We start from the raw sequence: 17,952 nt of genomic DNA, 5'->3' as shown, positions 1-17,952 counted from the left end.
CCAAGCGAATGCTTCCGAAGCATGTTTCCTGCGGAAACATTTCAGGTGCTCACGTACCCAAAACGTACGCTCCGCTCCTGACGTCCCTAGCTTCATTCGACCTAAAGCGTTTTGAAAAAACGCACATCGGAAGCATACGCTTCGGTGCTGAAAACCTGACTTTTTGAACTCGAAATTATAATAATTCCTACCATATTTATGTGGTGCGTGTTCATTATACCAAACGAGGCCACCGTACGTACACTGTGGTTGACGGGGCGGGACTTTTTCATTATGGTAATTTTATGACAAAAGCTTCTGGAGGAATTCCCCTTGAAAAAAGCAAAATTGGAAGAGATCGAAATCTTACGAGGGATTGCATTTTTGGCGGTCGTGCTGCAGCATGTCATCGCCGGCATCTTTTACCAGCCGGATGTAAGCGCCCCATCCATCATCGCCGGGACGACGTTCCTCGGATTCATCCGCTTTGCGGTTCCGCTGTTCGTTTTTATCACGGGCGTGGTGTTATTTTATAATTATGACGGCAAACTGAACTATCTGAGCTTTTTGCGGAAAAGATTCCGGCAAATCATCCTGCCCTATTTGACCTGGACCGTTTTTTACTTTGTTTGGGTCAGCTTCTTAAGCGGCGGTCCGGCATCAACGACCTGGAATGAGCTGCTTAACCTGGTGGAAGCCGCTCTAACGGGGAAGGCCTCATATCATCTGTGGTTTATGGTGATGATCATTCCGTTTTACATTTTGTTCCCCTGGTTTCGATTACTGATGTCCAAAAAAAGAAAAACCTGGATCAATCTGCTCGTCGTGGCCGTTTTCTTTGTGGTGAATCTCATTCTGGTCCATGCCTTGTCCAAAGGCATGATCGCCTCGGACAATCCGCAGCTCGCCTTTATTTTTGACTATCTGGACCGGAACTTCCTGTTCTGGATGTTTTATTTTATGTTGGGTGGTTTGGCGGGGTTGTACTACGAAACATGGAAGAAATTTGTCGACAAAGCCAAATACGTAGCCATCGCGGCTCTGGCGGTTTGCTTTTACTTCATTGTTGGCGATATCGTCCGGATAACCGGCAGTTCCACCGGCGATCCGTATCTTTACACCGCCAACGTAACGGCACCGCTTAAACCATTTATGATGATCACCATCATCGCTTTGATCGTGCTCATCTTCGCCGCTGCCATGAAGCTGGCCAGCAAACCGACGAAGTTCTCCCAACTTCTCGCTTTGTTCGGCAAATATTCCTTTGGCACCTACCTCATTCACGCTTTTGTCTTGAGTTTCACCAGCCGTTTGGCGATCGATTATTTATATATGCTGGACGTATATTCACAAACTGTGATTTCTTTTGTCCTGTGCGCGTCCATTAGTTTGTTCCTTACCGTTTGGCTCAGCCGGATGAAGATTTCGGTGGGTGAGATGTGGGTGGGGAAGGTGTAGAATCGGCAAAATACGCTATCGTCCGCCAAGCGGCGGACGATACATAACACATCTATAACGCGAAACGAATCAATTCTTTTGACTTTCCCTGAGTTCCAGTAAAAACGCCCTAAGTCCCTCTCGCCAGGGCCGCAAATCCTCCAGCCCGTTGGTACGGATCGACAGGTGATCCATCACCGAATTCTGTGGGCGCGGAGCCGGACGCGGAAATTGTTCCGTTGTGCAAGGCTCTAAACGAACCGGATAAGCTTGCCCCCAAATACTTTCAGCTTCCGCAAAAATCGCTTGGGCAAACTCAAACCATGTACATTCCCCTGCGTTTGAAGCCTGGTAAATCCCGTACTTTTCCGTATTAACCAGTTCCAAAAGAAATGCTGCTAAATCGACCGTGTAGGTAGGGGAACCTTTTTGGTCATTCACCACATTAAGCACTGGCTTCTCTTGACCAAGCTTCAACATCGTTTTCACAAAATTATGGCCATGCAGCCCGTATACCCAAGAAGTCCGAACGATAAAAAAGGCGGAAGACAAGCTTTGCACCAGCACCTCTCCCGCTCGCTTCGATTTGCCGTAGATGCTTTGAGGATTCGTATTGTCATACTCCTGATAAGCGGACATTGCGGTTCCATCAAAAACGTAGTCCGTGCTAATGTAGCAAAACTTAGCTTTGACCTGTTCCGCTGCAACAACCATATTTCTCGTACCTACTGCATTGACAGCATAAGCCGCATCAATATCGGTTTCTGCTTGATCGACGGCGGTATAAGCAGCGCAGTGAATGATTGCATCCGACTTGAATTCCTTCACACGTTCTAGACACACCTCGTAATCGGTAATATCCAGGGAATCTCGATCACACGGAAGAATTTCATGCCCGGCTTGCTCAAAAAGCCGTATGACGTCTTTTCCTAACTGCCCTCCGGCCCCGGTGACGAGCACTCTCATAAGCGCTCACCCAGACGGTTGCCATACTGATTGGCATAATACTCTTGATACGCACCCGATTGAATCCGCATCCACCATTCTTTATTGTCCAAGTACCAGCGAATCGTTTCTTTAATCCCGGTTTCAAAAGAATACTTTGGCTTCCAGCCGAGCTCCCGCATGGTTTTGGTAGGGTCGATACCATAACGACGATCATGCCCTGGGCGGTCCTGCACGTGCTTAATCAAGGACTCCGGTTTGCCGAGCAGTTCCAAAATCGTCTGCACAATATGCAGATTCGTCCGCTCGTTGTTTCCGCCAATGTTATACACTTCGCCATTCCGGCCTTTGTGAATCACCAGATCTATTGCGCTACAATGGTCCTCAACAAACAACCAGTCGCGTATATTCAACCCATCGCCGTACACCGGCAGCGCTTCGTCAGCCAATGCTTTGGAAATCATAAGGGGGATCAATTTTTCCGGAAACTGATACGGACCGTAGTTGTTGGAGCAGCGCGTAATGTTCACCGACAACCCAAAAGTTTCATGGTACGCGCGCACCAATAAATCCCCGCCAGCTTTGCTCGCTGAGTACGGGCTATTTGGCGCCAGTGGCGTTTCCTCAGTAAACAATCCCGTTTCTCCCAAAGATCCGTAGACTTCATCCGTGGAAACTTGGATATATTTTTTAACCCTATGCTTTTTTGCCGCGTCGAGCAGTATCTGAGTCCCCAGCACATTCGTCTTCACAAAAACATCCGGCTCTAAAATGCTCCGATCTACATGCGATTCTGCCGCAACGTTGACAATAACGTCAACACCTTGGCCAATCAAATCACCCATCGCTTCAGCATCCGTAATATCCGCCTTCACGAAAGTATGGTTTGGGTTACCTTCCACCGATTTCAGGTTTTCCAGGTTCCCCGCATAGCTCAGCGCATCTACATTTACGATTTGGCAATCCGGATGCTGCTTCAGCATATATAATACTAAGTTACTGCCGATAAATCCGGCACCGCCTGTGACTAGTAGTTTCACAAGAAGAGACCTCCTCCTGGCGAAGCATAGGTTCATCTCATAAATATTTCACCACATAGATATTCGAAAAAACGATCGGGGTGATAATATTGGGCCAAGGTGTAGATCTTACTTAAAAAAGCAAAAATGCCTGGTTTCCCAGGCATTTTGTGGTTAACGGTTATTTTACGACAACCTTATATTCAACTGGCGCATATTGATATGTTTTATCCTTAGATATGATTATAAAACTAATTTTACCAGCTTTAATTAACTCTTCGGAATTTACATTAAATGTAAATCCAGAGTTAGTCAGATTAGTATTTTTAAAATATTCTGAAACACTAGTACGAGACTCACCATATGAACCAGGGTAATATTTATCGCCAATTTTCAAGAATATACTGTTGGCAACATCATTAGCCCTTGGATCTATCGCCCAACCATTCAAACTTACTGTGCCACTAGTTTTATCAAGAATTACATTTTCTTGATTCTGAACAAGTTCATTATTAAAATAATCAAGCCACATTGGGTTCGTAGTACTAATTACAGGCAAATTTTTAAAAGGTTCATATTCCATAAATTCAGTAGATGTTGATAAAATATTCATTGTTTTTTCAAAGCTTCTCTCAACATTTTCATAAATAACAATATCCGGATTAAATATTTCTACAAAATCCTTAATTCGGTTAATGTTGTCGGAATATATAAAATATGTTTCAGAAAAGCTTTCCGCTAAATTTGGTGTCATAAAGCCATAAAGATAGCTATCGCCTAAAATAAGGGCTCTCGGTAGTTTACTGTTACTATTTTTATAAGAAGCAGCCATCATAGTTGTCGAAAGGTTTAGATTATCCAGCACGCCAGATGTTTCATGGGCCAATCGTTTCTCTTTATAATTAAATGCATAATCTGTTTCTGGAAAAGAAATAGCATTGTATACAATATTTTCTCTTTGATACTCAGAGATATCGAAGTCTTTCCAGGAAATGACCTTTATATCCGGGTAATACTTACGGACTCTCTTCATCAATTCTGTATATCCAATAAACGCTCCATAATTATTCCAGTGTCCGTTATCATATCTAGGCGAATAAACAGTAGCTTTACTTTTGGCCTTTAATAATTGATCTTTTGGAGTAAAGTAATCAAGGTTTGTATTTTTTTTGAAGTAGTTATCAATCAAATCCGACCTAGAAATATCCCCCACTTTTAAGATTGTGTCAGGGTAATTTTCAGGATAAATTGTTTTTTTATCAGGATTAAGCATAACTATAAAAGGTATTTCTTTTCCTTTTAAATAGTTGTTTGTTTTCTCAAGTGAATCCCCCCATTCTTTCAACTGCTGATCAGAAGGTAGGTTCAAATGTTGATAATCAGCAATAATCTCAGGAGTTACATAATACAGCCATTCATTTTTTCCAACTAATGTATCCGCCTTAGTTAATCTTCCAAACAAATTATATTGTATTTTGGTATTTTCTTGAACAAATTTATCCCTAAAACCTAAATTATCATTAAACCAAGCTTCAAATTCCTTGATAAAATGAGTATTTAGTTTTCCATCTCCCAAAGTGAAATCAGGAAATTTAGCCAGGACTCTATTTTCTGCAACAGAGACTCTCCCTTGAGTTTTATTAACCATAACTAAAGGAAGGGATATAGCTAATAAAAATATAATAGCTATTACTACATTAAACACTTTATGCGCCTTCATCTCCATAACTCCTTAAAATCTAAAATATATAAACGGGTTGTAGGTTGATGTAGCTATAAACATAATACATATCACCAGCAATATGGCAACATAAGCGTTTTGAAACAATAAACTAAATCCGTTATGATCTTCATAGGCTCCGACATTTTCTCGTACATACTTGGAAATAGGTAAGGAGGCAATGCATGCAATAATTATCATTGTTATTACCATTGGATCCAAGTAGTACCAAACAGTAAACCCTACATCATAAGGATGTGTAATACCGAACATAATTTTTAGATAATTGATAGCATAGCTAAGGTCCGAAGCCCTAAATAATACCCATCCAACAACTACAATTAACATAGTGTAAATCCATGTCAAAATTTTAGGGATTTTTATCTTAATATTAGTTCGTTTAAGTACGCGTTCAATTATAAGGAAGATACCATGCCACAAACCCCAAATCACAAAATTCCAGGCGGCCCCATGCCATAATCCCGTGACGAGAAATACAATCAATAAATTAAAATAAACGTTGCCTTTTCTATTCCCACCTAATGGGATATACAAATAATCTCTAAACCAAGATGACAGTGAAATATGCCATCTTCTCCAGAATTCAGTTACAGATTTAGAAACATACGGGAAATCAAAGTTCTCTTTAAATTTAAATCCAAACATTCGCGCAAGTCCTATTGCCATATCTGAATATCCAGAAAAATCAAAGTAAATTTGCAGTGTGTAACAAATTGCCCCTACCCAAGCCGTTGACATTGAATTCTGATAATACGGTAAATTGAATATATTATCTGCCACTTGGCCCAACGTATTTGCAATAATGACCTTTTTACCTAATCCTATTACAAAACGTCTAACACCATACGCAAAATCATCCACTGTAGTAACTCGATTATCGATTTGCTCGTCCACGTCAACATATCTAACAATCGGACCGGCAATTAATTGTGGAAAAAATGATTTAAACAAAGCAAATTTCAATAAATTCTTCTGCACGTTTACTTTTTGAAGATATACATCTATTACGTATGAAAGTCCTTGAAAAGTGAAGAAGGAAATCCCAATGGGTAGTACAATATGTTGTAATTCAAAGCTCAGACCTGTAACACTATTCAAACTAGAAATAAAAAAATCAAAATACTTAAAATAAAACAACAGACCACAGTTTGCAAGAACCCCAACAATCATGGTTAACCTACAAATTGTAATATTAAATTTAGATCTACATAAGTTTATGAGTAGCCCAAAAATATAGTTAATGAGGATCGAGAGTATAATTACGAATACAAACTTGGGTTCGCCCCAAGCATAAAAAAATAAACTTGCCAGCAACAGAAATGCATTGCGGTATTCTATTTTTAATAAAAAGTAACCGATCAAAACAAGTGGCAGAAAACAAAACAAAAAGATAGATGAGCTGAATACCATTAAATTAACTCCTCGCCTTTCTCTTACTGACCGTTATTTTCTACTTAAAATAAAGCCTTTTTGATAGCTTTCAATCTATTAACGACCTTTGGCGGTAGATGTTTACGCAGTTTAGATTTAACCAAATACTTTATGGATTTCTTCCTACCTATCGTTTTTCTAATACCGGTTACAATTTCACTAAGAGGTTGATATCGATACATACCGTTTTCAAATAGAGCCAAGTTTATTTCTCTTAACATATAATTCAAATTGGTAATTTCAATTCTTGCTAATTTATCTGACATAACCCACCCTGGATAATATCCCTCATGTTGCACTATAAATGGGTATACTCTTTCAATTGCATGCAAAAGAGTTCCGTCCATATCATTTGGCTCTTTTGGAAAGTCTTCATACTTCCAATCGTATTCAATAAGTGCTTTTAATGCTTTAGGTCTAAACCAAAACATTGTACCAAGAGGTGCGATAGGTTCTTTAGTTATATCTAATGGTATTTGATCCATTCCAAGTTTCTCTAACAATCGCTTTGTATTATTAAAATTATTAGACCACTCTAATCCAATTGTAGAATAGTATACACCATGATTAGGAGGCGGGGGGGTTAGCAATCCTAGTCTAGGGTTCTCTTCAAATGTATTAATAATATTCGCTACATACTCTTTGCTTCCAAGTACATTTTCAAAACACTTGTACATGAAAGATGTACCTACACTATACGGCTTAATTTGGGTTGTCTTCTTATCATGGGCAAAACATACATAATCATAATTCATTAATATATCTTTACACCCTACCAGAAGGGAGGAGACATCTCTACCTCGATTTTCGATCACTCTAACTTCCAATTTATTGCAATCCAACTCATTAAATACCCGAAGAATCGCTTCCCTTTTCCTCTCAGTATCAGTAGTTATATAGACATCGGAATCAGCAGTAATAGACTTAGCATATTCCAGGCACTCAACTAGCAAATCCTCAAAGTATAAGTGCATAATTAATGCTATTTTTCTATCCTTGTTTTCTTTATAATTACTAAAATTCAAAGGTAGAACGTAGTTTAATTGCATGTTTTTCTTAATATCTGCTTGATTGCTAGTTCTGAGGATATTGTCCCATATCAGATCGATATTATAATCTAAGTTTTTCCTTATATACTCGTAAGTTTCTACTCCTACTTCACCTGTATTAAACTGGAGATAGAAAGAATAATAATCAAAAAATACCTTCCGTTTCACAATCGGGCATCTTCTCTTTAATAATTCTAACGGAGTGTAAGTAGTTGGCGCTTGTGTATGTTCTTTAAGATCATCTGTATCTATATATACATCACAAGAAAACCCACTGTCAGAAAAATCCTTTGTGAAAATACCCTCATGAAATGCCATTGATTCAATGTATGAGCCTATTGGTCTCATCTTGTCCCAATACCGTTTAAACTCAAAGCTGCTATGCATCTTTTTTCTTATAACAATAAAAAATGATTGAATGAAATCGGGGATATATCCGTATTTCATATGCCCACCAGTCCAATCATCTTCCGTCCCGTAATGCTTGGTTATCCCCCAAAAATCAATATTTCTTCTGCTCATTTCATTGAACATTTCACTGAATGGGTAGAAAGGTCCGAACATTGTATAGTTTATCAACACTAGTTCATCATAGTATGAAAGGCCATCCCATCCGATATACTCTATTCCTTCTTTGTACGCCCAAACATCAAACCCTTTATTCTCTCTCACTATAATATCTTCAGTGATTTTTTCAAACTTCTGACGGCCATCAATCGTTAATTTCCCATTGCAGACAACAACAAGCCGGTCTACATTCCTCTTTAAATCTTCCAACATAACTGGAATATAGTCATCCACTATTCCGTCTTTATCATAAAATAAAAATACAGCTACCCTTTTCATACTAATTCCAACGCTTTCTAACGACATTTCGCCCGCCCTTTCAGATGAATCCAAGACTTATTTTTCATTCTTTCATTGTAATAAATTTACTACTTTTATAATTTTTTGAATTTTTTCATTATTCCCCCATATTGCAGGAGAGTCATATGGACGTTCTGGAAATGCTCCATATTCTAATTTAATATTAAAAGCGTTCTTTTCGAGGAATTTTTCTACCATTTCCTTTAATGAAACGGGTTGTCCAGAACAACAATTAATGATCCCTTTAACTTCCGTTTGCAAAACACTCAAAGAAATTTGTCGAGCCAACTCATCAACAGTAATGAAATCATACTTGTTCTCCCCGGTTGTAAATGGGAAAGATTCCTTTCCTTCTTGTTCAGCTTGGATGATCTTAGAAAAAATAGACTTATTCTTCAAATCATCACCATAGATATAGAATGCTCTTAACCACTGAAATACTACGTCTTTATCTCTTATAAAAGTTTCTAACGCTTGACGCAGACTATTTTTAGCAATTCCATATAATGAATAGGGATTTGTAGGGGTATTTTCATTAATTTCACCCTCATGATACCCGACCTCATGCATTGTTCCCATTACAGCAACATGCTTCAAACCACCATTCACCATATTTTTAATAAATTCATAATGAGAAAATAAATTTTTTAGATGAGAGTCTGCGTTATGAACAAATCCATCCCTCCAAGCCATATGCAAACAGATATCAGGTCTTCCTAAATGGTCAAATATTTGTTCATTACTTGAAAAGATGTTATATTCAATAACATTAGCACGAAAATCAATTCGATCTGTGTTATTGTCAACTGCCATAACTTTAACACCCATATCAAGCAACGTTTTAACAACATAGTTACCGATGTACCCACCTGCACCTGTTACTAATACAGTCTTACTAGACATATAACACTCCTCCAATATTGACAATTCGTAGCTATCGTTGGAGATACGCATCACATACGTCCTCTACTAGTCCTGATGCCATTACTTGTCCTTTGTTTAACCAAATTGCATTGTTGCAAACATTCCTAACTTGATCAATCGAATGTGAAACGAGGAGCAAGGTGGTTCCACCAGATGTTAACTCGCTCATTCTTTTTTCACACTTTTCTTGAAAAGACTGATCCCCAACCGACAATATTTCATCAACAATTAACAAGTCCGGTTTTACTAGCGTGGCTATTGAAAAACCAAGGCGGGCAACCATACCTGATGAAAAATTTTTCAAAGGAACGTCAATAAAATCATACAACTCTGAAAAATCAATAATTTCATCAAACTTTTCCTTCATAAATTTCTTAGAATATCCTAAAACCGCCCCGTTCAAAAAGATATTCTCTCTTGCTGTAAGTTCTACATCAAAGCCTGTTCCAAGTTCAATTAACGGTGCAATACTACCACTAACACGAACATTTCCAGAGGTTGGTTTATAAATCCCTGAAATAATCTTTAGCATAGTACTTTTCCCGGAGCCATTACCTCCAATAATAGCAAAAGAGTCACCTTTCTCAACTTGAAAAGAAACATTTGTTAGCGCATAAAACTCATCGTATTCGATACTTTTCTTCAATAGTTTGATTGTATATTCCTTAAAACTATTTATTTTTTCCCTTTCAAGGTTAAATTTCATTGAAACGTCATTTACTTCAACCGCAAATTCTGACATAGATAAAATCCTTCCATATCGAAATAGATCATTATATGTGAAATACAAACTTATGCTGGTTCTTATAAAAAATTAAAAGTCCGAGTGCAATAGATAAAGTTGCAAAAGCAAGGCATGCCACATTTGTCTGAAGATCGGGGAATCGGCTGTATAGAACTACATCCCTAAACGCCTCTACAAAATAGTACATTGGATTAGCATAAATAATTGATTTCACATAATCAGGCACAACGTTGACAGGATAAAAAATAGGTGTGAGATATGTCCAGGCAGATATTAGGACTGTATATAGATGAAGCATGTCCCTAAAATAAACGGCTAGAACCGACATAATAAGACCTATACCAATTGAAAACATTAAAATATAAAGTAATGGTAAAGGAAAGAACAAGAGCTCAGGTGTTATTGGTGCCCCTGTGAACAAAATAACGATAACCATAGCAACCAATGAAAATAACAGAGTAATAAATGAAGAAATAACTCTGGATAGTGGAAAAATATATTTAGGAATATACACCTTTTTTATTAGTGGCCCCACGCTTAAAATGGAATTCATAGCCAAAGATGTCGATTCTGCAAAAAAGTTGAAAATTATCTGCCCAGCTAGAAGATATACCGGGAAATTAGGAATATCAAATCTAAAAATATTTGAAAAAACTGCAATCAGCACAACCATCATTAAGAGCGGATTTAATAAACTCCAAAGATACCCTAGGAATGAACGGCGATACTTAATTTTCAAATCTCTAACAATAAATTCATGTAAAAGTCCCTTATACCGCCAAAAATTCTTGAGATAGTTAATCACTATAATCATTCCTTATGACATTGTATGTTAAATTCAAGAAATTAATCTTTTAATTTGATTGTCTTCAAATATCTATTTAAAGCATCTTTCCAGTCCGGTAGCCGATTAAACCCTGCTAAATCTAAACTTAATTTTGACAACATTGAATTTTTAGGTCTTGTAGCCTTTGTCTGATATTGTTCTGATTGAATGAAGTTAACTCTAGCCTTCTTACCTGCTTGATTAAAAATTTCTGTAGCAAATTCCGCCCAACTGCAATAGCCCTCATTCGTAGCATGGTAAATACCGTATTTCTCGGTCTTTAACATTTCAACAATTAGTTGAGCTAAATCATAGGTATACGTCGGAGAACCTACTTGATCAGATACTACATTAACAGCATCAAACTCCCTGGACAGCTTTAACATTGTCTTTACGAAGTTATTCCCATTAATACCAAACGCCCATGATGTCCTGATTATAAAGTGTTTATCAAGTGATTCTAGAACCGCCCTCTCTCCATCTAGCTTAGATTGTCCATAAACAGAAATTGGCCCAACATTCGAGTTAACTTCATGAGGTATGCTTCCTTCACCAGGGAATACATAATCGGTACTAATATACACTAATTTTGCATTTATCTCATTACAAAGTGAAGCTATATTTGCTGTAGAATCAACATTTATAGCTCTACATTTCTCAACTTCACTTTCTGCCCTATCCACATCAGTATAAGCAGCGCAGTGTATTATTGTGTCGGGAAGATAGCTTCTGATTAATCTTGCAGTTGCGTCTAAATTGGTAACATCAAGATCGTCAATACCTAAACCACTAAATTCCATCTCTTGTTTTTTTAAAAATCTGACGACATCATATCCAAGCTGCCCTTTTGCACCCGTTACTAACACTTTCATGGACATTACTCCCTAGGGATTAATCTATATCTAAAGATCATTTCCCAAAATACAGTTTTTTATAATACTCTGTATACTCTCCTCTTTTTATGTTGTCCAACCATTCTTGATTATTCAAATACCAGCGTATAGTCATTCTAATACCTTCATCAAACATAATCGTTGGTTCCCATCCTAATTCGTCCTTTATCTTCTGCGGATCTATCGCATATCTTCTGTCGTGACCAAGTCGATCATCCACATATTTAATTAGGGATTCCGGTTTCCCAAGTTCCTCCAATATAATCTTTACGATTTCAATATTAGCTTTTTCATTGTGTCCGCCTACATTATAAACTTCACCAGACTTACCTTTATGAATGACAACGTCAATTGCTTTACAGTGATCTTCAACATACAACCAATCTCTTACGTTCATTCCATCACCATAGACAGGAAGCTCCTTACCTTCTAGTGCATTGGAAATCATTAAAGGAATCAATTTCTCAGGGAATTGATATGGTCCATAGTTATTGGAACATCTTGTAATATTAATATTAAGGCCGTAAGTTTCATGGTACGCCCGAACAAACATATCAGCAGACGCTTTACTCGCAGAGTAAGGACTATTTGGAGATAGCGGCGTTCTCTCTGTAAAATACCCCGTTTGCCCTAATGATCCGTAAACTTCATCTGTAGAAACTTGAACAAATTTAGCCTCTGGAAGATATCCTCCATCAATTTTCCAATGACTTTTACAAGCATCCAATAAAACTTGCGTTCCTGCAATATTAGTTTGAAGGAATACTTGTGGATTCAAAATACTCCGATCAACATGAGACTCCGCAGCAAAATTAACTACGTATTGAGGGTTGTATTTTTCAAAAATAGAATTGATCAATGCTTGATCGCAAATATCCCCCTTTATAAAGGTATACTTCCCGTTACTTTCAACAGCTTTTAGATTCTCCAAATTACCAGCATAAGTCAATGAATCAAGGTTGATAATAGTGTAATCAGGATGTTCGTTCAGCATATAGTGAACAAAGTTACTTCCTATGAAGCCAGCTCCGCCAGTTACCAGTACAGTAACTGGAGTATTATTATCATTAGTCGACACCTAATAGTTCCTCCTAAATAACTAAATTAATGATAGTATCCATTAAAATTGCTGATCTTTAAATAACTTTAACTTTTTATCTTTTTCCGACAGTAGGATTTCGGCAATATTTTCAGTTGGCCACTCCACACCGATTTCCGGATCATTCCAAAGCAAACCGCCCTCATCTTCAGGATGATAAAAATCAGTGCACTTATAAACAAATTCAGCTTCATCAGATAAAACTAGAAACCCGTGTGCAAACCTCTCAGGAACATAAAATTGTTTTTTGTTTTCCCCTGAGAGAACTATGCCAAACCATTTCTTAAATGTTGGGGATTCAGGTCTAAGGTCAACAGCAACATCAAACACTTCTCCGGAAAGAACACGGACAAGCTTTCCTTGAGGATGCTTTTGTTGAAAATGGAGTCCTCTAAGAACGCCCTTCCGGGATTTTGAGTGATTATCTTGAACAAAAACCATATTCAATCCAGCATCTTTAAAATCATTGTAATTATATGTCTCCATGAAATAGCCCCTATGATCTCCGAACACATTGGGCTCTATAATTACTAAATCTTCAATTCCCGTTTTTATAAAGTTAAACGAACCCATTTTTCACCCTCCAAAAGTAATTCTTTAGGATTTAATACAAACCATCCGCAACATAGATTAGATATTGACCATAATCAGATTTCATAAGAGGTTTTGCCAATTCCAGCAACTGATCTTTTGTAATGTAGTTCATTTTATAAGCAATTTCTTCAATGCAAGCAATGTATAAACCCTGTCTTTTTTGAACGGCCTCCACGTAATTACCGGCTTCAAGCATCCCGTCATGGGTACCTGTATCCATCCAAGCCATACCTCTACCTAGTAATTTAACATTAAGTTGGCCCTGGTTTAAGTATATGTTGTTTACCTCTGTTATTTCTAATTCGCCACGTGCGGAGGGTTTTATATTTTTTGCTATTTCCACAACCTGATTGTCATAAAAATACAATCCTGGGACAGCATAATTCGATTTTGGATTTTCCGGCTTTTCTTCTATGGATATTACTTTACCTTCATTATCATGTTCTATAACACCGTAATCCTTAGGATTTTTTACTAAGTAACCAAATATGGTTGCGCCTTCTTTGATTTGTGCAGCCTCCATTAGAATGCGTCCAAAACTTTGTCCATAGAAAATGTTGTCCCCAAGAATTAACGCTACAGAGTCCCCATTAATAAACTCTTCGCCAATAATAAATGCCTCGGCCAAACCATTAGGAGCATTCTGAACTTTATAAGAAATGTTCAAACCTAAACTTGAACCATCCTCAAATAACTCCTGGTATACTGATATATCCCTAGGTGTAGAAATAATGAGAATTTCTCGGATTCCTGCCAGCATTAATACCGACAATGGGTAGTAAATCATCGGTTTATCATATACCGGGACAACTTGTTTAGAAATAGCTTTCGTTATTGGATATAATCTCGTTCCGGATCCACCGGCTAAAATAATTCCTTTCATCTCGATCCCTCACAAATTTAGTCATTTTAAAATTTTGTAGTTGTTTATTACTATAAACAATTTCTGGTTGTAGAATTACAAATCTCCCAAGTCTATGCTAAAATAATACCCGTATCTATTAGCAAAGGAGATAAATACGTGTCGAATCCAGTATACGGGAAAAAGGCCGCAGAGTCGAGAAATCGGGAAAAGTTACCTGCGGCGTTATGGGCGTTGATAATCGGTCTGATTGCCTTTTTGGTCTGGGCTCCGTTCCAGGCCGGTGTGTTTAACGGTCTTGTACTAAATTTTGAGCAGCCGATCTATTGGTCGGTTCTTGTCGGCAGCGTGCTGCTGCTGGTGTGGGCCGCGGCTTTTTTCAAAAGCATCAAGCTGGAAGACCAACGGGACTGGACAGCCCTGTTGGTGCTCTTAATTCCCATAACCTACATTATCGCACTAATTTCGGCGGCAAGCCAGTACTTTGCTTCCAATATGGTGCTGATTCAATCGCTTTATGCGTTTATGTTCGTTATCGGACTTTATTTGCTGCAAAACCGTGAGGCCAACCGAGTGATCGAAACGACCGTGATTACGGTTGCTTACATCATTGTAATGTTCGGTCTGTTTAATTGGCTCGGTCAGGGAAGAACCGTGTCGGCCATTGTCAGTTGGTTCTCGGGAATTGTCGTTAATGGATATTACGTACAGGCAGTTTGGGTTGACGCAAATGGTCCGCGTCTCGCATCTGTTTTCCAATATCCTAATACGTATGCCGCGTTTCTGATGGCCTTTTTCTTCATCGCCGTGTTCGGCATCACCCGTTCTAAAAAATGGTATGGCCAAGCGATCCACGCATTTATGCTGGTACCGATGGTCCTTTCGATTTTGCTGACGTTATCGCGCGGCGGCTTGGTGTTCTTGCCTGTCGTCTTCGTCGTACTGTTGTTATTCCTGAAGCCGGCCAAACAAATCCTGTGGATTGTTTATTGCGTGATGGCCGGTGTTGCCACGCTGGTGATCGCTAAACCGGTAACGAACCTCGGGCAGCAATTCCACCTGGGGCAAATCAATGATCCGGCCAAAGGCTGGTTTTATGTGCTTGGCGCCTCACTGGGGCTGGCCGTGATCGCATGGCTGATCCAGCGTTATGCAGCTCCTCGTTTGGAAAGCGGCCTTAGCAAATGGGCCGAGAAAAAGCTGTCCAGCCTGTGGCTGCCGGTCGTTTCCGTCGTCGTGGTCGGTATCCTGGCTTGGCTGTTCCTGGGCACGAACCTCAAGCATATTTTGCCGGGCAACATCGGGGATCGTTTGGAAAACCTTAACCTGCAGCAGCACAGTTTCCTTGAACGGATGACATTCTATAAAGACGCCGTAAAAGTTCTTAAAGATTATCCAATCATCGGTGCTGGCGGCGGCGCATGGGCTTCGATTTTTGAGAAGTATCAAAACAACCCGTACTCCAGCCGTCAAGCGCACAGCTTTGTGATGCAGTATCTGGTCGAGACCGGCCTTTTAGGATTCATTATTTTTGTGGCATTTCTGATCTTTATTTTCTATAAATATATTCGCGGCTACATCAAAGCCGGTGAACAGGAACGTGACTCTTATTTCGCTTATTTCATTCTTGTTTTTTCGATTCTGATTCACAGCTTGATGGATTTCAATATGAGTTTTGTTTTTATCAGCATGCTTGTTTTCCTGGGACTGGGCGGCATGGCGGCTGTGATGGACAACCGCCCGGTAGCCAAACTCAAGTTGAAGCCAGGCACAATGCGAGGCTTGTATAGCACGGTTATGGTGCTCGCCTCGATCGTGCTGATCTTTGTATCGATCCGTTATATTGGGGCGAGCCAAGACGTTGTTAAAGCTAAGAACTTGTTCACCACAAGTAATGATTTCCAGGAAATTAAAACACCGCTGGATAAGGCTCTCAGCAAACGTGAAGATCATCCCGATGCAGTATTGTACATGGCCAGCCTTCTTCAAGCCGGGTACAGCCAGACGAAAGATGAGTCTTTTTACAACGAAGAGCTTAATTTACTAACAAATACGCTGAAAAAAGAACCGTTCGACAAAAATATGTACAAGCAGCTCATGGCGCTGTATCAATCCAATAGTGAAAACGATAAAGCATATGCTGTCCTTCGAGACAATGCCAATCGTTACGCCTATGACATGGATTGGTACGAACAGTTGATTGTGCAGTCTTATGAGCTAGGTTACCAAGCGCTTGATCAACAGGATACTGCCAAAAAAGATGACTACTTCAAAACAGGACTTGCCGCATATCAGCATGTGGTTGCCGGGGTTGAACATTTGAAAACTCTGCCGAAAGGTCAATTGCAAGGAAATCCGTTTGAAATCACGCAACCAATGGTGCTAAACGCAGGTAAAATGCAATATATGCTGAACGATCCGGCAAAAGCTGCGGAGATTTTTAAAGTTGGCATCAAGGATGACTTGAATGATGGTACGAACCGTGAGATCATCCGCTGGTATTTGGCTGCCTTGCAGAAGAACGGAACCACCGACCAGGCGGTATATGATCGCTTGCTGCAAATGGATCCGAACGAAAAAGAGGAAATTGACAAAATAACTCAGCAAAACTTTTAAAGCATAAAGAAAAACGGTCTCTCACTCAGGAGAGGCCGTTTTTTGATTTGAATTCTGATTGACGATTTCCGTCATATAGCGAAGCAGTTCGCCCCGAAGTTCGGGGTTTTCCAGAGCATAATGGATGGTGGTTTGAATGAAGCCCATCTTCTCCCCAACGTCATGCCGGGTTCCTTCGAAGTTATAGGCCAAGATCCGTTCGGTATCGCCAAGCCGCGAGATCGCATCAGTCAGCTGGATTTCTCCGTTCACTCCTACCCGCTGTTCTTCAAGGATACCAAAGATTGCCGGAGTCAAAATATAGCGGCCCATAATCGCCAGATTGGATGGTGCTTTGCCGGTTTCCGGCTTTTCTACAAGTTGATTGGCCAAATATACGCGATCCTGAATCGCCGTAGGATTCACTATCCCGTACCGGGACACTTCATTCCAGTCTACAGGCTGCACACCAACAACCGAAGCTTTATGCTCCTCAAAAACGTTGATCATTTGTTTCAGGCAAGGCACTTCCGACTCGACGATATCGTCGCCCAGCAATACAGCAAACGGTTCATCGCCGATAAATTTCCGCGCACACCAGATCGCGTGTCCCAGGCCTTTAGGTTCCTTTTGCCGAATGTAGTGAACGTCTGCCATCTCCGAGGATTTACGTACCTCTTCAAGAAGCCGAAATTTTCCTTTTTCATTTAGATTGTATTCTAGCTCAAATGATGTATCAAAGTGATCTTCGATCGCACGCTTACCCTTCCCTGTCACGATAATAATGTCTTCAATCCCGGAAGCGACCGCTTCCTCTACGATATATTGGATCGTAGGCTTGTCGACGATCGGCAGCATTTCCTTGGGCATGGCCTTGGTCGCCGGCAAAAAGCGCGTCCCTAATCCGGCCGCGGGAATAATGGCTTTACGAATTTTCATTAAAATT

Annotated in this window: 15 protein-coding genes; 2 read left to right on the top strand and 13 right to left on the bottom strand. The window is 39.5% G+C overall.

Features of this window, described 5'->3' with window-relative positions:
• The first annotated feature begins 312 nt into the window (after positions 1-312).
• A complete protein-coding gene (locus tag ACLD72_RS27670) occupies positions 313-1,437 on the top strand; it encodes an acyltransferase (protein WP_411003127.1) in 1,125 nt (374 codons plus the stop codon).
• Positions 1,438-1,506: 69 nt separating this feature from the next.
• Here ACLD72_RS27670 and rfbD (ACLD72_RS27665) read toward each other — a convergent pair whose 3' ends face one another.
• From rfbD (ACLD72_RS27665) to rfbA, 12 genes are all read right to left on the bottom strand, one after another.
• Positions 1,507-2,382, bottom strand: coding sequence for a dTDP-4-dehydrorhamnose reductase (rfbD, locus tag ACLD72_RS27665; protein WP_411003126.1), 876 nt, complete (start codon positions 2,380-2,382; stop codon positions 1,507-1,509).
• Positions 2,379-3,401, bottom strand: coding sequence for a dTDP-glucose 4,6-dehydratase (rfbB, locus tag ACLD72_RS27660; protein ID WP_411003125.1), 1,023 nt, complete (start codon positions 3,399-3,401; stop codon positions 2,379-2,381). Before rfbB (ACLD72_RS27660) ends, rfbD (ACLD72_RS27665) begins: the two co-directional genes overlap by 4 nt.
• 160 nt (positions 3,402-3,561) lie before the next feature.
• Positions 3,562-5,100, bottom strand: a complete 1,539-nt coding sequence (locus tag ACLD72_RS27655) for an alginate O-acetyltransferase AlgX-related protein (protein WP_411003124.1) — start codon at positions 5,098-5,100, stop codon at positions 3,562-3,564.
• A 12-nt stretch (positions 5,101-5,112) separates the two neighbouring features.
• Positions 5,113-6,531: an MBOAT family O-acyltransferase gene (locus tag ACLD72_RS27650; protein WP_411003123.1), complete on the bottom strand. Its 1,419-nt coding sequence runs from the start codon at positions 6,529-6,531 to the stop codon at positions 5,113-5,115.
• 44 nt (positions 6,532-6,575) lie between these two features.
• Complete coding sequence (locus tag ACLD72_RS27645) at positions 6,576-8,501, bottom strand: rhamnan synthesis F family protein (RefSeq protein WP_458476268.1); 1,926 nt, start codon at positions 8,499-8,501, stop codon at positions 6,576-6,578.
• 18 nt (positions 8,502-8,519) lie between these two features.
• Positions 8,520-9,371, bottom strand: coding sequence for an NAD-dependent epimerase/dehydratase family protein (locus ACLD72_RS27640; protein ID WP_411003121.1), 852 nt, complete (start codon positions 9,369-9,371; stop codon positions 8,520-8,522).
• 31 nt (positions 9,372-9,402) lie between these two features.
• Entirely contained in the window at positions 9,403-10,134 is a 732-nt protein-coding gene (locus ACLD72_RS27635) for an ABC transporter ATP-binding protein (RefSeq protein WP_411003120.1), read from the bottom strand.
• Between the two features lie 31 nt (positions 10,135-10,165).
• A complete protein-coding gene (locus tag ACLD72_RS27630) occupies positions 10,166-10,951 on the bottom strand; it encodes an ABC transporter permease (protein WP_411003119.1) in 786 nt (261 codons plus the stop codon).
• 32 nt (positions 10,952-10,983) lie between these two features.
• Complete coding sequence (rfbD, locus tag ACLD72_RS27625) at positions 10,984-11,835, bottom strand: dTDP-4-dehydrorhamnose reductase (protein ID WP_411003118.1); 852 nt, start codon at positions 11,833-11,835, stop codon at positions 10,984-10,986.
• A 37-nt stretch (positions 11,836-11,872) separates the two neighbouring features.
• A complete protein-coding gene (rfbB, locus tag ACLD72_RS27620) occupies positions 11,873-12,934 on the bottom strand; it encodes a dTDP-glucose 4,6-dehydratase (protein WP_411003117.1) in 1,062 nt (353 codons plus the stop codon).
• Positions 12,935-12,976: 42 nt separating this feature from the next.
• Positions 12,977-13,528, bottom strand: coding sequence for a dTDP-4-dehydrorhamnose 3,5-epimerase (gene rfbC / locus ACLD72_RS27615; RefSeq protein WP_411003116.1), 552 nt, complete (start codon positions 13,526-13,528; stop codon positions 12,977-12,979).
• Positions 13,529-13,559: 31 nt separating this feature from the next.
• The gene (gene rfbA, locus ACLD72_RS27610) at positions 13,560-14,432 is read right to left on the bottom strand and encodes a glucose-1-phosphate thymidylyltransferase RfbA (RefSeq protein WP_411003115.1); all 873 of its coding nucleotides are present in this window, start codon (positions 14,430-14,432) and stop codon (positions 13,560-13,562) included.
• 138 nt (positions 14,433-14,570) lie between these two features.
• On the opposite strand from rfbA, the gene ACLD72_RS27605 reads away from it, so the two are divergent.
• Positions 14,571-17,027: an O-antigen ligase family protein gene (locus tag ACLD72_RS27605; RefSeq protein ID WP_411003114.1), complete on the top strand. Its 2,457-nt coding sequence runs from the start codon at positions 14,571-14,573 to the stop codon at positions 17,025-17,027.
• Positions 17,028-17,048: 21 nt separating this feature from the next.
• Here ACLD72_RS27605 and galU read toward each other — a convergent pair whose 3' ends face one another.
• Entirely contained in the window at positions 17,049-17,945 is an 897-nt protein-coding gene (galU, locus tag ACLD72_RS27600; RefSeq protein WP_411003113.1) for a UTP--glucose-1-phosphate uridylyltransferase GalU, read from the bottom strand.
• Positions 17,946-17,952 lie beyond the last annotated feature (7 nt).

This window comes from Paenibacillus lacisediminis, from assembly GCF_046567315.2.
This window is presented reverse-complemented; position numbering and strand designations above follow the sequence as displayed.